We start from the raw sequence: 17,884 nt of genomic DNA, 5'->3' as shown, positions 1-17,884 counted from the left end.
CCAATGCGGTTTACGACAACGGAGTCGATATGGATTTTTTCAGCACGCATAATATTCTGGTTCATATCCCCCTTGGCCAGGGTGGTTACGATCTCTCATGGATTGAAGCGATTGGTACCGTCGCTGGTCTGCTTTGTATCTGGCTGGCCAGCCTGGAAAAAATCACCAATTACGCTTTCGGGTTGATTAACGTCACGCTGTTTGCGGTGATCTTCTTTCAGATCCAGCTTTACGCCAGCCTGCTGTTACAGGTCTTTTTCTTCGTGGCCAATCTATATGGCTGGTATGCGTGGAGCCGACAAACGGCGGATCATCAGAACGTGCTGCACATTCGTTGGATGAGTCTGCCAAAAGCACTGGGTTGCGCCGCAGTCAGCATCGTGGCGATTATCCTGATGACGCTGTACATCAACCCGGTTTTTGGCTGGCTAACCCGCGTCGCAGTTACGCTGATGCAGGCGCTGGGCCTGTCGGTGGCAATGCCGGTATTACAGCCCGATGCTTTCCCATTCTGGGATTCCTGCCTGCTGGTGCTGTCTGTGGTGGCGATGATCCTGATGACGCGAAAATATGTTGAAAACTGGCTGTTGTGGGTGGTTATTAACGTTATCAGCGTGATGATATTTGCCCGTCAGGGCGTCTATGCCATGTCGCTGGAGTACGCTATTTTAACCCTGATTGCGTTGAATGGCTGCTGGCTGTGGATCAAAAGCGCCCGACGAAGCGCGAACTGACCTCAATGGTGAGGGTGGGTATGATCATGCCCACTCCTGCCCAGACGACAGTCGGTGTCCTCACAACGCTGATATTCCATCTGCACCGTGGCATGTTCAATCTGATAATTTTCATGCAAAAAACGGTGGATACGGCGAAGTAAATCATCGTGGTCGTAGGGGGGAATCACCTGCACATGCAGCGTCATTACCGGTTTTTCGCCAATCTGCCACAGGTGCAGGTGATGGACATTCCGCACTTCAGCAATTCCACGGGTCAGGGCGCGCTGCACTTTATCGACATCCAGCGAGGCCGGTGCCCCTTCCAGCAGTTCATGAAGGCTCTCTTTCATTAAAGCCCACGCGCTGCGTAACACCAGAAGTGAAACCAGCACCGACAGAATGGGATCGACGGGCGTCCAGCCGGTAAACATGATAATCAGTGCGGCGACGACCGCTCCGACGGAACCCAGCAGATCGCCCAGCACATGCAGTGCCGCAGCGCGCACGTTGAGGTTTTTATCCCCGCTACCCCGATGTAACAGCCAGAATGACAGGAGATTCGCCAACAGCCCGGCGATGGCAATGCCCAGCATCACCCCACCCATCACCGGAGCCGGATGCAGGAAGCGCTGCACGGCTTCCCAGACGATAAGCGCGGTGATCCCTGACAGGGCGATGGCATTGACGAAGGCGGCGAGGGTGGTGAACCGTAAAAAGCCAAAAGTATGACGGGAGCTGGGCTTGTGTCTGGCAAACTGCACGGCCAGCAACGCCAGTAACAGCGCGGCTGCATCGGTCAGCATATGCCCGGCGTCGGCCAGCAGTGCCAGCGAACCAGACAGTAACCCACCCGCCACTTCAGCCGTCATAAATACAGCGGTCACTATAAATGCAGCCAGCAGGCGGCTACGGTTGCCATTGGATTCAGAGTGGATATGTGCCATACAGTTCCGTTTTAAACATTCACGTTCAGTCAATAATACCAATTAATCCGCTGCAGAAGGAGGGGGAGGGCATCTGCCTGTGCCTGTCTGAATATTTTTCACCGGTGGGTGCTGACGATACGACAGGATGTCAGACCTGCTGTGCTGGTGATCCCGGTCATCGGTAAATCAGGGCTTTTGCCTCATCAGTGAAGCCTGTGCCAGCTGTTTTTCTATGGCTTCGGTCTGATTGCTGTCGTTTCAGGGTGCCTCCGTGAGGCGATGCTCATTCTGTGACCAGCTCACATTGACAGCGGAGAATTCGAACGATAGCGTTTGCTGTGCATAAATACAGTTAATTCAGTTAAAACGGAGGTTGCGATGAGTCAGGAAGAGACAATGAATGTAACAGGAAACAAAGGAAGCGGCATCCACTGGGGCGGAGGTGGCGGCAACGGAAATGGCGGCGGTAATGGTAGTGGCGGTTCATCCGGTAGCGGAAACAATGCATCGGATGAGTTGAGAAATGTGGGCGACTCACTGGCTAAGGCTGCCGGTATCAGACCCAATGAGTTAAGTTTCTATTTTGTTGAAGATGGTCACGTTAAGGGGGTTTCCAGAACGGCTACCGTGGGTGTCGGCGATGACATTTCGGCAGCCGTGGTCGACCTTGGACCCGTTCCGCAAAGCCTGATTAATAGCAAAGGGAACGGCAGTGTAAAGGCCAGGATTGATGAGCAATACAGCATCAGCACTGTTTACAAAGGAGATATCTCCGATGCCCGTATCGTAAAGCTGCAAAAGGTCATTGTCGATAACGCAAAATGGGCAAACAGCACACAGTCAGGCCGGAGGATAACCAAAGCCAGAGCGGAAATCAGAAAAGCCCGGGAAGAGATTGCCATTATCAGAACGGTTCGCCAGAAACAGACTGAGGAAAATGAAAAGGATGCGCTGAACAAAGCCAGCGAGTTAATCTCTGATATGGGCGAGAAGGTCAGCGCTCACCTCGGGGAAAAATATAAATCTCTCGCTAATGAAATTGCAAATAATCTAAAAAACTTTCGCGGAAAAACAATACGTAGTTTTGAAGACGCAATGAAGTCGCTGAATCGCATCACATCGAATCCGGGCATGAAAATAAATAAGGCGGATCGGGATGCTCTGGTCAATATATGGAAGCATGTTAACGCCAGTGATATGGCGAATAAATTAGGTAACCTGAGTAAGGCTTTTAAAATGGCTGATGTGGCGATAAAGATTGAAAAAGTTCGCGAGAAAAGTATTGAGGGATATGAAACCGGTAACTGGAGTCCACTGATGCTGGAAGTGGAGTCATGGGTGTTAAGTGGGATAGCGGCAAGTATCGCTTTAGCTCTGTATTCCGCCATCATTGGAGTAGTAGTGCTCGGTGCCGGGGCTCCCGCTACCGCTGTGGCGATCATCGGTATTATTGTTGCGGCTACGGTAGCAGCATTAATTGATGATAAATTTGCAGAAAAGTTAAATAATGAGATAATCAGACCCGCTCATTAACAACTCTGTAAAAAAGGCGGTGTTACCGCCTTTTCTTTAAAAACTGATAAGAAATAATAGGAATGTAACACACCGCGTAGGTCATTAAAAAGACAGCATAGTACTGTCCCATATAAAAGAGTAGCAAAGTCACGTTGTTCTTTGCCATAAGCCGCACAGGGCGGCCTGCGGTCGTTAATTCTAAATTCCAAAACAGTAATAAATAGATAAAAGCAAAGTAAAGGAACGGCCCAAACAGGCATGATCTGATAAGGGAATCCCGGTTCACAGCATAGTTGAATTTTCGCTTGTTCAACGAGCAAAAAAACAAAATTATCGCAAGCAGTGGCGCGCTTTTGCAGTAGACATCCATGACTTTAGTCATAATGGGGTTATATGCGGAGGTATACGCCGGCAGATGTGCTGTGCTGGCTGCAATGCTGTAAAGAAGCGGCGTCTCCGGGTTATGGACATAAAAGAGCAGAATGACCAGCAACGGAGTCAGGCCAGCCAGCAAAAATACATACATCATCCTGTTTGCAGCACTGTTTTCTTCCCTGTGTGCATTAAGTGTATTCAGCTGTACTTCTTTCCTTTTTTTCATACCGTTGTCCTTTTTATAAAAGATATCTTTCGAGTCTTCTGTCAACATAAAAACCGGACGTCAAATGGCAATCCGCCTGTTCGCTTTAGCGTAGGGTATAGCGGTTCTGCCGCTGACCGACAACAGCCATAACCAGGGTAATCCCCCCATTTTAAACGGAGTTAATAAGTAGAGCCAGACCATGCGCTGTATATGCTGCATCGGTGTATAGCCATTCAACGCTATATTTGGTCTTGCGTGATTATAAAACCATTGCCAATGCGTGGCATACTTCTGTAATTCATCCAGTGATGTAAACAGGTGTTGCCCCAGCCAGTCATAGCGTACCGTCCGGTTATCACGCTGAATATAAGCATTGCCTGGCTGGATGAAATTAAACCGGATATCTCGCTTACAGGCCAAGGATATCAGAATTTGACTGGTATATTCCGGCCCGTTGTCACACCATATTGCTGCCGGCTTCCCTTTCCACTCTGTCAGCGGTTCCGGCGTTCGCATAACCCGACATGTCGGCAGAGAAAAATCGACCTCAATTATTGCCAGTGCCTCAGGGTTAACATCATCGATAACATTCAGCAAACGCACTGAACGACCATCTGAAAGCTGATCATGCAGGAAGTCCATCGACCAGCATTCGTTGCTGCTTTCAGGCACCGACAGAATGGAATCGATGGGCGTCCAGCCGGTAAACAGGATAATCAGTGCTGCGACGACCGCTCCGACGGAACCCAGCAGATCGCCCAGCACATGCAGTGCCGCAGCGCACACGTTGAGGTTTTTATCCCCGCTACCCCGTTGTAACGGCCAGAATGACAGGAAATTTGCCAACGGTCCGGCGATGGCAATGCCCAGCATCACCCCCCCCATCACCGGAGCCGGATGCAGGAATCGCTGCACGGCTTCCCCGACGATAAGCGCGGTGATCCCTGACAGGGCGATGACATTTCGGCAGCCGTGGTCGACCTTGGACCCGTTCAGCAAAGCCTGATTAATAACAAAGGGAACGGCAGTGTAAAGGCCAGGCTTAATAAGCAATACGGCATCAGCACTGTTTACAAAGGAGATATCTCCGATGCCCGTATCGTAAAGCGGCAAAAGGTCATTGTCGATAACGCAAGACATAACGCGGATAACGCTCTGTCGCCTGCTGGATCGCACTGATAACGGGGCATCATGCTGTATGTCTGGGCGACAGTGATAAACCGTGCGGCTCAGCGACAGCGCCTGAATCATGTACGTTACCAGCTCCCGCTTAGCAGCAGGCTTGAGAATTTTTTTCAGTCACCTCTTTCAGGACCAGCAAGCCGGGGCTTGGATCAGCGAACCTCTGCTTCAGGCGAGGGTTCTCGTCTTTCGGGGCTTTTGGGGGCCGCTGTCTGTTTCCACTGGTTATAAGTGGCTTCTGAAATTCCAGCGTCCCGGCAGACATCTTTCGCCGTTCTTGCCTGCTTCGACAAACTTCAGGACCGAGATAATCTGATGCTCAGTAAAGTGGGCTTTGCGCATGGCGATCTTCTTCGTTGGCAGGATGAGTATGTTGGAAGATCTCTGAATGTGAATGGTACGATTATGCGCGATGCATACAGGACCAGCAGTAAAATTCAATCGGCTATAAAATTATTAATAACGGTATCCCTCCCTGAGAGGCAGCTAAAGGTCTCAGTATGTCTTTGCCAATACGGTATTGCTGTTTCAAAATGGAATCACTCAGTGTCCCTGGCATGACAATGCCATGAAATCCGAAATACTGGTCGGAACGAAATTATATCAGATGACTATCTGTCAGGGGCCTGTCTGGATATTAATTATGCTTTTAGATTTTAGATGGTTGTTAATTATTTTGATTAACTGATTTTTCTAAATGTTGAAATTATTCTTTGCGCAAAAGACATGGGGTAAAACATAATTTTATTTCCGATTTTATTTATTGTTTTTTGTAAACCACTGCTACTTGGTTTAAAATGCTTTATTTTCCCACCAGAGCCAAGAAAAGGTACTCCTCCCTGTTGAGTATATTTCCCCTGGTACGTAGTTACTTCAATTCCAGTTTGATCAGCAATAACTTGTCCCTGAGAGAAACATCCTCCGTTAGCACCGTAACAACTTCGTAAATGAATTTTATTGAATTTATGTTCAGGAGAAATTGTTTTTATTATATCATCGCCAAATTTTGAGCCGGATGAGATTCCCCTGGCAGCAGTTCCAAAAGGCATTCCATGCGCGCTGATGATCAGGATTTTAGTATTTTTATCCAGCGAGTACTGTGCATCACCAATATTACCTTTAACAATCGCACTCTCTTCCGCTGTATTTTTTTTGATGCCCCCCGCTCTGTTTGCGTGTGTTTTCGTATTGTTGATGTTTCTGCGACTCATCGTTAGCTGTGCAACAGGGCAAGCAATGGGCTTCACATTAACAGGATCTCCGGGTTGCCCGGCTTCTGTGCGTAGTGTTGCACCATGAATAAGATCTTCCTCCAGGTTAACGCCCTTTGCATAGCTGACATTATTGTCGGCATCTCTGTCGCCAGATACCCTGCGATTTTGCCATTCCGGGGCAGAAAGTCTGTTGAAACGACCGGACTTGCTGTTTTCCTGAACAGAGAGCGCTCCAGTACTGTTACAGACTGAATGCATTCTTGAAATCACCGGGGTTAATTTACTGTTTGAATAGTTGAGAACGCCATCGATTTTTGGTTTGCCGAATGTATTGCAGGGGAGAACGCCGTGAGGAGCATTTTTCGTTACATTGGACATCAGTTCACTTTATCTGAGCGGGTGAATGATTTTTACTATATGTTATTTAATAAGGCCCCCATACACAAAAACGCTCTTTTATGCCGCAAAGCGGCATGGACGTCGTGTCGGCTCCAGACTCGCTCAACATCACTGACAACCCGGCAAACATGGCCGAACGGGCGTGGAAATTGGTAGCTTCGTAAGCGGCAAGTTGCCAGGGGAATGAGCTGTCAGATTGGAAATTTGAAGCAACGTCATAACCGCTCTGCCTGGTATATCTCGGACTTACCAAAGGCGTCAGCTGCCCGGTGCCACGACGGTTGTCCAATGTTTCAGTTATTATTGAAAGCGTCTTCAGTTACTGGGTTTTTCTTGTTTATCAGACCGCAAACTGTCAGAGGATTATTAAGTATCGCGGAACAGACCGTATTATATTTTGTGAGCTGATCGAGGGTGTTATGCTTTTTAACTGCATCTTTCATAAAGCTTGTGCTAATCCATTTAATGTTGCGTCACAGGCTGTCCTGTTTTTTTATTTTAATTTTTTCGCATAAAGATGTACTGGTCTCTTCCCAACATATCAATCCCTTAAAAAAGATTTTATTGGCCTCTTTAACTATTTGCTCATTCAGGGATACTATAGAAATTCATTTTGTAAATGTGCTTTTCCCTGGTGCTGAGTGGATAATTTCTTTGCTGCCATTCTGATGGCGAAAAGTCTCAGATATCTGAAAGTTTTCATTTTTATTCCTTTATAAGGGAGACGTTATACGCTATCACCATGGCTGGCTTCCTGACAGGTATTTAATTGCTTAATAAAATGCTCGCCAGGTCAGTTTTCTCACTTAACCGACTCACTACCCTCGCAGGCTGTTTTAGCGACGTAAGAACATTATAAAAATTTAAGCATGTTTACGCGTCATACCAGTCAACACGCCAGAAAATTCAGGCCACCGGGAGATTCTTAACACCGTCGATCTGCTCCTGATGCTAATGCAATTCCTTTCGCGGACAGCGACATAACTGGTATGGGGTCAGTGCATAACGGACGTTTTCGTTCCACTGCGCGGCAGACCAGTTTCATAAACAGGGCAGGGGCGAAATTTCCGGGCGTCCGTTGCCACAAAATGTGGCTTTCAATCAACAATAAAAAAGGAGAGCCGCAGCTCTCCGAAGCAGTCAGTAACTAAAGTATTACTGCGTGGTGCCATCGGTTTTGGTGTTGGCATCCGAACCGACTTTTTTGTTCACATCCGGGCATTTACCATCTTTGCAGACGCTGTTTTTGTGCGTCTCAGTGGCGGATGATTTTTTAGCGTGATGCTTCACTTTTTTGGTGTGGGTGGTGGCATCACCGGTGTTGTTAATTTTGCTGTTGTCAACGCCGTTCGGAGCCAGTTTTTGCGCTGCACCCGCTGAGGATGCACCGGCATCTGCCGCCTGGTTCGCCGTGCCATTGTTGCTCTGATCGGCCATTACGGCACCGCTACCTAAAGTCATTGCCGCTGTCAGAAATACCATTGCAAACTTATTCATTGCCATTCTCCATTAATGTGCATTTTGCAAAACCAAATCCGCTCTGGATAAAGGTTTATGACCCTCAGTTAACACTGTCTGAAACGATTGAGTCACCAGGGTGTATTTTTTATCGCATTGAGAAAAAAGTGTAGTTAAGAACCGTAAAACAGCAACTCTGGCTGGCAAATATTTGCACAAAGTTGATTTACACTATCGGGCCCACACGATAGATTGGGAGAGATGCGCCCGGTGTGCAGTAAGGCTTGGAAAATAACTGGAAATATTATGAATTATCAGAATGATGACTTAAGAATCAAAGAGATAAAAGAACTACTTCCTCCTGTTGCCCTGTTGGAAAAATTTCCCGCCACAGAGAAGGCGGCGCAAACCGTCGCCAGTGCCCGTCAGGCTATTCATCATATTCTGAAAAACAAAGATGATCGGTTATTAGTGGTGATTGGACCCTGTTCCATTCACGATACCGTCGCGGCAAAAGAGTATGCCGGACGTTTACTGAAACTGCGCGAAGAACTCAGTGATTCTCTGGAAGTGGTGATGCGGGTTTATTTCGAAAAACCACGCACTACCGTGGGCTGGAAAGGGATGATCAACGATCCGCATATGGATGGCAGCTACCAGATCAATGATGGTCTGCGTATCGCCCGTAAGCTGTTGGTGGAGATCAACGACACCGGACTACCGACGGCGGGAGAGTTCCTGGATATGATATCCCCGCAGTATGTGGCCGATCTGATGAGCTGGGGAGCAATCGGTGCCCGTACCACTGAGTCTCAGGTGCACCGTGAGCTGTCATCTGGTTTATCCTGTCCGGTTGGTTTTAAAAACGGCACCGATGGGACCATTAAAGTTGCCATTGATGCGATTAACGCCGCCAGTGCACCACACTGTTTCCTCTCCGTGACGAAATATGGTCACTCTGCCATTGTTGAAACCAGTGGTAACAGCGACTGCCATATCATCCTGCGCGGCGGTAAAGAACCTAACTACAGTGCGCACCACGTGGATCTGGTGAAAGCCGGGCTGGAAAAAGCCGGGCTTGCGCCGCAGGTGATGATCGACTTCAGCCATGCGAACAGCAGTAAACAGTTCAAAAAGCAGCTGACGGTTGCTGACGATGTGGCACAGCAGATAGCGGGCGGTGAGAAGGCGATCACCGGGGTGATGATTGAAAGCCACCTGGTAGAAGGCAATCAGAGTCTTGAAAGCGGCGAACCGCTGGTCTATGGCAAAAGCGTCACCGATGCCTGTATAGGCTGGGAAGATACGGAAAAGGTGCTGCGCCAGCTGGCTGATGCGGTGAAAGCACGTCGTGCATAAAAAAATCCGCCAGCGCTAAGCGCACAGCAAGCGTTGGGCGAGATATCTGGCGGCTTCCGGGTCCGGTACTCTACCGGACCCAGGCCTGCCATCGTGCCGTTGGTGAGGCGATAAATGTTTATCGTGTTCCCGGAACCGGCCAGGTGAAGACATTTTCTGGCATTATTTTTGCCCTGCGCGTTCCCGCCTGCCACGTTGGGGGATCGGCCGCAATCACACCCTGTTTTGTCTTCAGAGACGGCATATCCGCATTACATTTTATAAACCGCCCGCGTCGAATATTCCTGAAACTCTCCCACGCCTGATAATCCGGCAAGTCCTGCCGCTCTGTCGCAAAATATGCGTAGAAACCTTCCGTGCCATTTCCGGCAGTGGCCCAGGCGTTGTAAAGCGGCGAAGACAGACATAATTCCGCGGCATGACGCGAAAATGCGGTCACTTTGCTGAAAGTGCTTGCCCTGAGAGACGGCTTAATGATGACAATGCATCGGGTACAGCGCGCAACAATTGCATGCGTTACATTGCGGCTGACATGGTGAGAAACAGCGGACAAGTTTTGTCATCGGTCCAGCTTTAGGGTGGCATTTGCGCGTGCAGTAACAGGCTCAGAGCATACCGCGTCGATGCCATTGCGGGTTTTTGTCTTTCGCGATGAAAAGCAATCCACGACAGGGATAGCGAACGCAGCGACAGCTGATGACAGAAAAACTGCACCTTTTCACCTGGCTTTCCAGGTGTAAGGTGCAGTTAATGAATGCGGAGAAATCCGCATCGAATAAGGCAGGATTACTTCGCTTTACCCTGGTTGGCAACCGCCGCTGCTTTCGCTGCGATCTCGTCTGCATCACCCAGATAGTAATGTTTCACTGGTTTGAAGTTTTCGTCGAACTCATACACCAGCGGTACGCCGGTCGGGATGTTCAGTTCAAGGATCTCTTCTTCGCTCATGTTATCCAGGTATTTAACCAGCGCACGCAATGAGTTACCGTGAGCAGCGATGATCACTTTCTCACCTTTTTTCATCCGTGGCAGAATGGATTCATTCCAGTAAGGCAACACGCGATCGATGGTCAGCGCCAGGCTTTCAGTGGTAGGGAGCTGTTCTGCGGTCAGTGAGGCATAACGTGGATCGTGGCCTGGGAAACGCTCATCGGCGCGATCCAGCTCCGGTGGCGTGACGGCAAAACCACGACGCCACTGCTTAACCTGCTCGTCACCGTATTTCTGGGCGGTTTCTGCCTTATCCAAACCCTGCAGCGCACCATAATGACGCTCATTCAGACGCCATGATTTTTCCACCGGCAGCCAGACCTGATCCACTTCATCCAGAATGTTCCACAGCGTGTGGATGGCACGTTTCAGCACGGAGGTGTAAGCGAAATCGAAGGTAAAACCTTCTTTTTTCAGCAGCTGGCCAGCTGCTTTTGCTTCAGTACGCCCTTTATCGGAGAGGTCCACATCGTACCAACCGGTAAAGCGGTTTTCGTTGTTCCACTGGCTTTCGCCGTGACGTACCAGAACCAGCTTAGTAACAGCCATTGCTAAACTCCTTAATAATCTGACGTTTCTGAGTAAATGGTAAGCTTAAAATTGCACGATGATCTTCGTTACAATTTTTACTGGTCAATACCATAGCTGAAATTTTCGCGGCAAGTAAGCCTGATGCGAACGTCATGGGCGATTTTCATGCGTTCAATCAAATGGCGTCAGGCAATAGCGAGTTAAATGCTGATACGATTCACCGGGTTTTAACCAACAGTCAGGCTGAGGCCATTCAGGATGATTGGGCGAGTCGGGCAAAAAACCACTCTCCAGTGCGATCCCCTGAAAGGCAGTATAGACACCTTGCTCGCGGGTAGGTGTGCCCTGTAAATAATTGCCGGAATAAAATTGTAGGGCAGGGGCAGTGGTAAACACACTGAGCTTCAGTTTCCCGTCGGCTGACCAGAGTTCTGCGATCGGCTGGGAGGCAGTCGCTTTATGCAGCAGAAAGGCATGATCGTAGCCCTTTACCGCTTGCTGATCGGCATCCTGCAAAAAGTCTTTGGCTACGGTTTTGGGCTGGCGAAAGTCAAAGCTGGTGCCTTGCACTTCTTTCAGGTCACCGCCCGGAATGCCTTCGCTGTCAACCGGCAGGTAATGCGTGGCGTGCAGTTGCAGACGGTGATGGCGGGCATCGCCCTGTTCCGCATCGAGATTAAAGTAGGCGTGATTGGTCAGATTGACCGGGCAGGGTCTATCCACCGATGCCTGAAAACAAATCGACAGCGTATTATCATCCTCAAGCCGGTACAGCAGCGTCACCAGCAAATTGCCGGGAAAGCCCTGATCGCCATCGGCAGAACTGAGCCGGTATTCCACTTCCTGTTCAGCCTGGCGGACAATCTGCCAGCGACGATGGTGAAAACCCGTTGCGCCGCCATGCAGCTGGTGTCTGCCCTGGTTCGCCTCCAGCTTCCAGGTTTTCCCGTCCGCAACCAGGGTCGCATTGGCAATACGGTTAGCATAACGGCCAATTGTCGCCCCCAGATAAGCGGACTGAAGCAGATAATCGGATGGCGTGGCGCAGCCCAGCAGCGCTTCACGCACCGTGCCATCTTTCATCGGGACGCGGGCGGAGAGCCAGGTAGCGCCCCAGTCCATAAAGGTTGCCACCATTCCTCCGGCGTTTCGCAGGGTGGTGAGCCGCCACGGCTGACCATCCGGTGCCAGAGAGGTTTGGGTTGTCAGCATTGTCCTGCTCCGGCTGAAGCCTTACAAACGTAGAAGGTTTCTTTAATGCCACACTGGGCTTCATACTGCTCTGCAACTGTCGCTCTGACGGTCTCGACCAGCTCCAGCGGCATCAACGCCACGATACAGCCGCCAAAGCCACCGCCGGTCATCCGCACACCACCCCGTTCGCCGAGCGTGTTCTTGACAATATCAACCAATCTGTCAATCGGGGGAACGGTAATTTCAAAGTCATCGCGCATGGAAGCATGTGACTCAGCCATCAGTACCCCCATGCGGGCCAGATCGCCTTTTGCCAGCGCATCAGCCGCTTCCCGCGTGCGGGCGTTCTCGGTAAGTACATGACGTACCCGTTTTGCCACCACCGGGTCCAGCTGCTGCTCAACGGATCTGAACTGATTAATATCCACATCGCGTAGCGAGGCCTGGCTGAAGAAACGCGCCCCGGTTTCGCACTGCTGACGGCGGGTATTGTACTCACTCCCCACCAGGCTACGGCGGAAATTGGAGTTAATGATCACCACCGCGATATCTTCCGGCATTGGCACGGGACGGGTGCCCAACGTCCGACAGTCCAGCAACATGGCATGATCTTTTTTACCCAGTGCGGAAATAAGCTGGTCCATAATGCCGCAGTTGCAGCCGACAAACTGATTTTCCGCCTCCTGACCGTTAAGGGCAATCTCCGCACCGTCAAGCGGCAAATGATACATCTGTTGGAAAACCGTGCCGACCGCCACCTCAAGTGAGGCGGAAGAGCTTAAGCCAGCACCTTGCGGCACATCACCGGCAATCACCATATCCATGCCAGTGAAATTTTTATTGCGCTTTTGCAAATGTTTCACCACGCCACGCACGTAGTTTGACCACATTTGATCGGGATGACTGAGGATCGGATCATCAAGAGAGAAGCTGTCCTGCTGATTATCATAATCAGCCGCGATCACCCGAATCTGGCGATCGTCACGTTTTGCGCAGGCGATCACCGTCTGATAGTTGATGGCGCAGGGCAGCACAAAACCGTCGTTATAATCGGTATGCTCACCAATAAGGTTTACCCTTCCCGGAGCCTGAAAGGTGTGGTCAGCCTGGTAGCCAAATTGATCGGCAAAAATCTGATGGGCAGATGTCTTTAATGTCATTGTTGTGCTCCCGTCTCACGGAAATGAATATCACTGACGGAACGCAAACGTTCTGCTGCCTGCTCCGCCGTTAAATCACGCTGGGTTTCTGCCAGCATCTCGTAGCCCACCATAAACTTGCGTACCGTGGCCGATCGCAACAGCGGCGGATAGAAATGGGCGTGCAACTGCCAGTGATCGTTGCTTTCCCCGTTGAAGGGGGCACCGTGCCAGCCCATTGAATAAGGGAAAGAGCACTGAAAAAGATTGTCATAGCGGCTGGCCAGTTTTTTCAGTGCCAGTGCCAGATCAATACGCTGGTCGTCGGTCAAATCGACCAGGCGTTTGATGTGTGCTTTTGGCAGCAGCAGGGTTTCGAACGGCCATGCTGCCCACCACGGCACCACGGCCAGCCAGTGTTCAGTTTCCACCACCGTCCGGCTGCCATCTTTCAGCTCACGCGCGGTGTAATCCACTAACATCGGCGACTGATGCTGTGCAAAGTAAGCACGCTGTAAGTCGTCTTCACGTTTTGCCTCATTTGGCAGGAAGCTGTTAGCCCAGATCTGTCCGTGCGGATGAGGATTTGAACACCCCATCGCCGCGCCTTTATTTTCAAATACCTGCACCCAGGGGTAGTGCTGTCCCAGCTCGGCGGTCTGCTCCTGCCAGGTGGTGACTATTTGTTCCAGCGCGGCAAGAGAAAGTTCCGGCAGGGTTTTGCTGTGGTCCGGTGAAAAACAGATCACCCGGCTGGTGCCACGTGCACTTTCATAACGCATCAGGCTGTCTTCACCTGTCGCTGCATCCGGTGTATCGGTCATCAGGGCGGCAAAATCATTGGTGAATACCCAGGTGCCGGTGTAGTTGGGATTGTTATCGCCAGTGACGCGACGGTTACCGGGACAGAGAAAACAGTCAGGATCGTGAGCGGGCAGTTTGTTGGTGGAAGGTGCCTCTTCCGCCCCCTGCCAGGGACGCTTGGCACGGTGTGGCGAAACGAGGATCCACTGATCTGACAACGGGTTATAACGGCGATGAGGATGGTCGACCGGGTTGAATTTTTGCATGTTAAATCCTGATCACTTTCTTATGTAACAGGGAATTCACAGAAAAATAGCACAGTGCCTGGCAATAAAGCGTGATCGAGTCTGGATAAATGGAATCGTTTACACAAGTTGAGAATTCCTAAATATCAGCACTCACAACAAAATTATCCATACCTGAAAATTGCCAATCGCCAGATATTGGTAACGGTTACATTGTCGGGCTAAGTGATTTTTGATAGCGGTCATGGCGTATTGCTACGGGAAAAATGGCACGGTGAGGCAGGCTGGGCATGGAACCGTGCCGGGAAAAAGTGTGGCCGATCCCCGGCATAATAAAAAGTGTTGTGAGGCTTACACTGGCGACTATCTCAACAGCGCACAGCCTCCTGTTGATAGCGATAAGTATTGCCATCCGGGACAAAGGTCAGTCGGTGAGTGATGCAGCAGGGAGCATCTTCGGCATGATGTGAGACGAACAGTAACTGCGTTTTGCCTTTACCGATCAGCACATCCATAAAGCGGCGCACCAGTTGACGATTGATGGGGTCCAGGCCCTGCAATGGCTCATCAAGGATCAGTAACGTGGGATGTTTCACCAGCGCACGCACAATCAGTACGAGGCGCTGCTGTCCCCATGACAGGCTGTGAAACGGCGTATCCGCCAGATGATTATCCATCCCGAGCAGTTGCAGCCATTGTGTGGCAAGGAGACGCTGCCGGTCAGAAACCGCCTGATAAATACCAATCGAATCGAAATAGCCGGAGATAATGACATTACGTATGCTGCAGCTGACACGGTAATCGAGGTGCAGCGTGCTGCTGACATAACCGATATGTTGTCTGATGTCCCAGAGGGTTTCACCGCTGCCCCGACGACGGCCAAACAGCGTCAGGTCGTTGCTGTAACCCTGGGGATGGTCGCCCGTCACCAGACTCAGCAGGGTGGATTTTCCCGCACCGTTTGGACCGATAATCTGCCAGTGTTCGCCGGGATTGACCTGCCAGCTCAGATTATTAAGCACCGGCCTGTCATTCCAGCTCACCACGACGTTACGCATTGCGATCGGCGGCATATCGACTGCCAGCGTGGGATTAGGGCTGGTGTCAGGTTCCGGTAGCACGATGCCCTGTAAACGCTCGCTGTGAGCCAGCTGGGCTATCAGCGCCTGCGCCAGAATGTCATCGCGTGGGCCAGTATGCGTCAGTGCGCATTCTGCCAGTATACCCACCTGGCGGGTAAAAGCGGGGATGTCATCAAAACGATTTAAAATCAGTACCACCGTGCAGCCCCGCCGATGAAGCTCAGCCAGCACTTCAGCCAGGCTGGCGCGTGAGGCAACATCCAGGCCCTCAAAGGGTTCATCAAGGATCAGTAAATCGGGCTGGGGCATCAGTGCCTGGCACAACAATGTCTTGCGGGTTTCACCGGTGGAGAGATATTTGAAGCGACGTGTCAGCAGGTGGCTGATGCCAAACAGATCGGCGAGTTGCTGACAACGCTCGGGATTTCTCACGTCGTGCTGAATGATCTCCAGTGTGGTTCGTCCGGTGTCATCTTCATCGGCACTGAGCATATCGGTATTGTTGCGCTGCCATTCATCCGATACCAGGGCTTGCAGCTGCTCAGGTGAGAGGCGGACAGGGCGACAGAATTGGTTCACCAGCTGGCCTTTTGTTGCCGGTAACTCACCCGCCAACACACGGGCCAGCGATGATTTACCGCTGCCATTGCTCCCGACAAATGCCCAGCTTTCACCGGTATGGAGGCTAAGGTCACCGAGCATCAGGCTACGGCGTTCATTAAGATGAAATGTGCCTTGCGAAATATGCAATGTTGACATTGTTTATTCCATTTTGTGCATTGTCTGCACACTATGAACAGCCCGCCATGGGGGTGTCAAATCATTGCGCGTTTTTAGCGAGAGCGGTGTGGCACAGGCTGACATATATGATGTCGCCAGTCATTATGGGGTACTACGCCGGAACCGCCGACCCAGTTTCATCCCGGCAACCCGCGCATCCAGGCCAATAATTTCATTGCTGCTCTGCAAGGTATAATGTCCGTTCAGTAGAATGTGCTGCCAGCCCATCGGCGATATTCGGGGCAGTGCCTCAATGACCTGTCGTTATCTTCTGCTTCCAGCCGTTCCGGTAATTGTGACCGGATCGCGGAGTTGTAATAAACCATCGCGTTGGAGATCAACCGCCGGCACTGATTACCGATGTCCGTTTCAATGTCATTTTCCCCGGTTAACACCTTCCTGCTGCCCACTACGGCACGCAGCGGGTGATAATGATTCAATGCGGTTTTGTGAGCGACGGATATGACGTTCCAGTTGCGGATCACGCGGATATATCAGTGTGTACAGGCTGCGAACCAGCCGGTTATATTCAAATACCGCCTGTCTTGTCCGGTTAACCGTTATATGGACATAATTTGCGGTTCAGCGTTTCCTGCGTCACGTCTTTTCAACCCCTGACTGCGACGATGCGATCAAGATTGCTCTTTTCGCGGGTGATAAGGTCCAGGTTAATCTGTCCGGTGGGCTGAATCAGGTATTTATACAGGTCGGGGGATCTCTGGCACAGTACAGCTCCTGCAACTGCCTGTCCAGCTCGGTAAATACGTGACCCCCAGCAGATGGAACGGTATATCGCGGGTTGGTGCCATGACATGATTGCCATGATTCATCGACTGAGCAACGATGACCGCCATCAGCCTGTCTGCATTAGCTTCTTTTTTGACATAATAAGTTGTAGCGGCCTCATGGCGGGGAGGAACCGACGGCGCTCCCCGTTAACAAAGCCGAAGACGTCGGTTACATCGCAGAATGGCCGTCGTTCATAAAAATACTTATGACGGCTGACTACCGATTTATACCAGGTCAGCTTCTGCGTTTCTTTATCCTATTTCAGATGTTCCAGTTTCCCCTGTTTCAGCTTGCGGTTAAACGTTATTCACTGCCGGTGCAGCTCAGATGCCAGCGCCTTTAGGCGTGTTTTAACCGAAAGGGGATATTCATTGCGGCCAGCACCGCAGTCTCTCGCCTTTATTTTTGACAGAAGTGCAGACAGAAACAGCAAGTACTGGCGTTGACATGTCGGGGTGAGCCTTACAGTACAATAATTCTCTATATCCAGGCTGACACCTCGCACGGTTGGTCCTCAAACCCATAAACAACAAAAAGAGTTGTACCGGAGGCATAAAACTGGGCAGTACTCTATCAGCAAACTGGCCGAGTTATTTTCAGTTTCACGACCAGCAGTCTAAATAAGCGTCCCTGATTGTGCTTCATTTTGTATCTGGCCTTGCCACATATGGCGTTACTCATGACTGGTATGAAATGCAGGCATACCAAGGCATTACATTTACCTGCTCAAATTGGTGGATTGATACCAGTTTGTTCAGGTGTCGCGGTATTCGGAACTAATGAAATGGACACCTCCCTTTACCGGCTTCATTGAGCCATGCTGTAAGTGCAAACCAACAGCAAAATAAAGAGGTACCCCGTGGAACAAATTATCGGAATTGATCTGGCAAAGCGAGTATTTCAGGTGCATATCGTTTCTGCGCAGGGTGAAAATAAATTCAATAAAATGATCACTCGCGAAAAACTGATGGCGTTTAT

At 50.4% G+C, this 17,884-nt stretch carries 12 protein-coding genes and 4 pseudogenes; 4 read left to right on the top strand and 12 right to left on the bottom strand.

Annotated elements, in window-relative coordinates:
- Nucleotides 1–29 precede the first annotated feature (29 nt).
- Nucleotides 30–734 carry a nicotinamide riboside transporter PnuC gene (gene pnuC, locus EB241_RS14045; protein WP_124233762.1) on the top strand — a complete coding sequence of 235 codons (705 nt, stop codon included), beginning with the start codon at nucleotides 30–32 and terminating at the stop codon, nucleotides 732–734.
- A 2-nt stretch (nucleotides 735–736) separates the two neighbouring features.
- Here the strand turns inward: pnuC and zitB are convergent, their stop codons facing one another.
- Nucleotides 737–1,660, bottom strand: coding sequence for a CDF family zinc transporter ZitB (zitB, locus tag EB241_RS14040; RefSeq protein WP_124233761.1), 924 nt, complete (start codon nucleotides 1,658–1,660; stop codon nucleotides 737–739).
- 360 nt (nucleotides 1,661–2,020) lie between these two features.
- On the opposite strand from zitB, the gene EB241_RS21895 reads away from it, so the two are divergent.
- Entirely contained in the window at nucleotides 2,021–3,175 is a 1,155-nt protein-coding gene (locus tag EB241_RS21895) for a colicin-like pore-forming protein (protein WP_199737364.1), read from the top strand.
- Between the two features lie 22 nt (nucleotides 3,176–3,197).
- Here the strand turns inward: EB241_RS21895 and cui are convergent, their stop codons facing one another.
- The 5 genes and pseudogenes from cui to EB241_RS14005 all read right to left on the bottom strand — a co-directional run bounded on the left by cui (nucleotide 3,198) and on the right by EB241_RS14005 (nucleotide 8,032).
- Nucleotides 3,198–3,758, bottom strand: coding sequence for a colicin immunity protein Cui (gene cui / locus EB241_RS14030; RefSeq protein WP_124233760.1), 561 nt, complete (start codon nucleotides 3,756–3,758; stop codon nucleotides 3,198–3,200).
- A 189-nt stretch (nucleotides 3,759–3,947) separates the two neighbouring features.
- A pseudogene (locus EB241_RS21560) lies at nucleotides 3,948–4,703 on the bottom strand (cation transporter); the annotation flags it as partial.
- A gap of 175 nt (nucleotides 4,704–4,878) precedes the next feature.
- Nucleotides 4,879–5,264: pseudogene (locus tag EB241_RS21555) on the bottom strand (transposase); the annotation flags it as partial.
- A 338-nt stretch (nucleotides 5,265–5,602) separates the two neighbouring features.
- The gene (locus EB241_RS14010) at nucleotides 5,603–6,514 is read right to left on the bottom strand and encodes a hypothetical protein (protein WP_124233757.1); all 912 of its coding nucleotides are present in this window, start codon (nucleotides 6,512–6,514) and stop codon (nucleotides 5,603–5,605) included.
- Nucleotides 6,515–7,690: 1,176 nt separating this feature from the next.
- Complete coding sequence (locus tag EB241_RS14005) at nucleotides 7,691–8,032, bottom strand: YbgS-like family protein (RefSeq protein ID WP_124233756.1); 342 nt, start codon at nucleotides 8,030–8,032, stop codon at nucleotides 7,691–7,693.
- Nucleotides 8,033–8,299: 267 nt separating this feature from the next.
- Here EB241_RS14005 and aroG point away from each other — a divergent pair, with 267 nt between their 5' ends.
- On the top strand, nucleotides 8,300–9,352 hold the full coding sequence (gene aroG, locus EB241_RS14000) for a 3-deoxy-7-phosphoheptulonate synthase AroG (RefSeq protein WP_124233755.1): 1,053 nt from the start codon (nucleotides 8,300–8,302) through the stop codon (nucleotides 9,350–9,352).
- A gap of 786 nt (nucleotides 9,353–10,138) precedes the next feature.
- On the opposite strand, the gene gpmA is transcribed toward aroG, so the two are convergent.
- The 6 genes and pseudogenes from gpmA to EB241_RS21890 all read right to left on the bottom strand — a co-directional run.
- Nucleotides 10,139–10,891: a 2,3-diphosphoglycerate-dependent phosphoglycerate mutase gene (gene gpmA, locus EB241_RS13995; protein ID WP_034941572.1), complete on the bottom strand. Its 753-nt coding sequence runs from the start codon at nucleotides 10,889–10,891 to the stop codon at nucleotides 10,139–10,141.
- Nucleotides 10,892–11,044: 153 nt separating this feature from the next.
- Nucleotides 11,045–12,085, bottom strand: coding sequence for a galactose-1-epimerase (gene galM / locus EB241_RS13990; protein WP_124233754.1), 1,041 nt, complete (start codon nucleotides 12,083–12,085; stop codon nucleotides 11,045–11,047).
- Complete coding sequence (gene galK, locus EB241_RS13985; protein WP_124233753.1) at nucleotides 12,079–13,227, bottom strand: galactokinase; 1,149 nt, start codon at nucleotides 13,225–13,227, stop codon at nucleotides 12,079–12,081. Before galK ends, galM begins: the two co-directional genes overlap by 7 nt.
- The gene (gene galT, locus EB241_RS13980; protein WP_124233752.1) at nucleotides 13,224–14,276 is read right to left on the bottom strand and encodes a galactose-1-phosphate uridylyltransferase; all 1,053 of its coding nucleotides are present in this window, start codon (nucleotides 14,274–14,276) and stop codon (nucleotides 13,224–13,226) included. Before galT ends, galK begins: the two co-directional genes overlap by 4 nt.
- A 347-nt stretch (nucleotides 14,277–14,623) precedes the next feature.
- Nucleotides 14,624–16,096 (bottom strand): molybdate ABC transporter ATP-binding protein ModF, encoded by a 1,473-nt coding sequence (gene modF, locus EB241_RS13975; protein WP_124233751.1) that lies wholly within the window; start codon nucleotides 16,094–16,096, stop codon nucleotides 14,624–14,626.
- A gap of 123 nt (nucleotides 16,097–16,219) precedes the next feature.
- Nucleotides 16,220–17,102, bottom strand: a pseudogene (locus EB241_RS21890) (Tn3 family transposase); the annotation flags it as partial.
- A gap of 663 nt (nucleotides 17,103–17,765) precedes the next feature.
- Between EB241_RS21890 and EB241_RS22055 the strand changes: the two are divergent.
- Nucleotides 17,766–17,884: pseudogene (locus EB241_RS22055) on the top strand (IS110 family transposase); the annotation flags it as partial.

This window comes from Erwinia psidii (assembly GCF_003846135.1).
Classification (GTDB): domain Bacteria; phylum Pseudomonadota; class Gammaproteobacteria; order Enterobacterales; family Enterobacteriaceae; genus Erwinia; species Erwinia psidii.
This window is presented reverse-complemented; position numbering and strand designations above follow the sequence as displayed.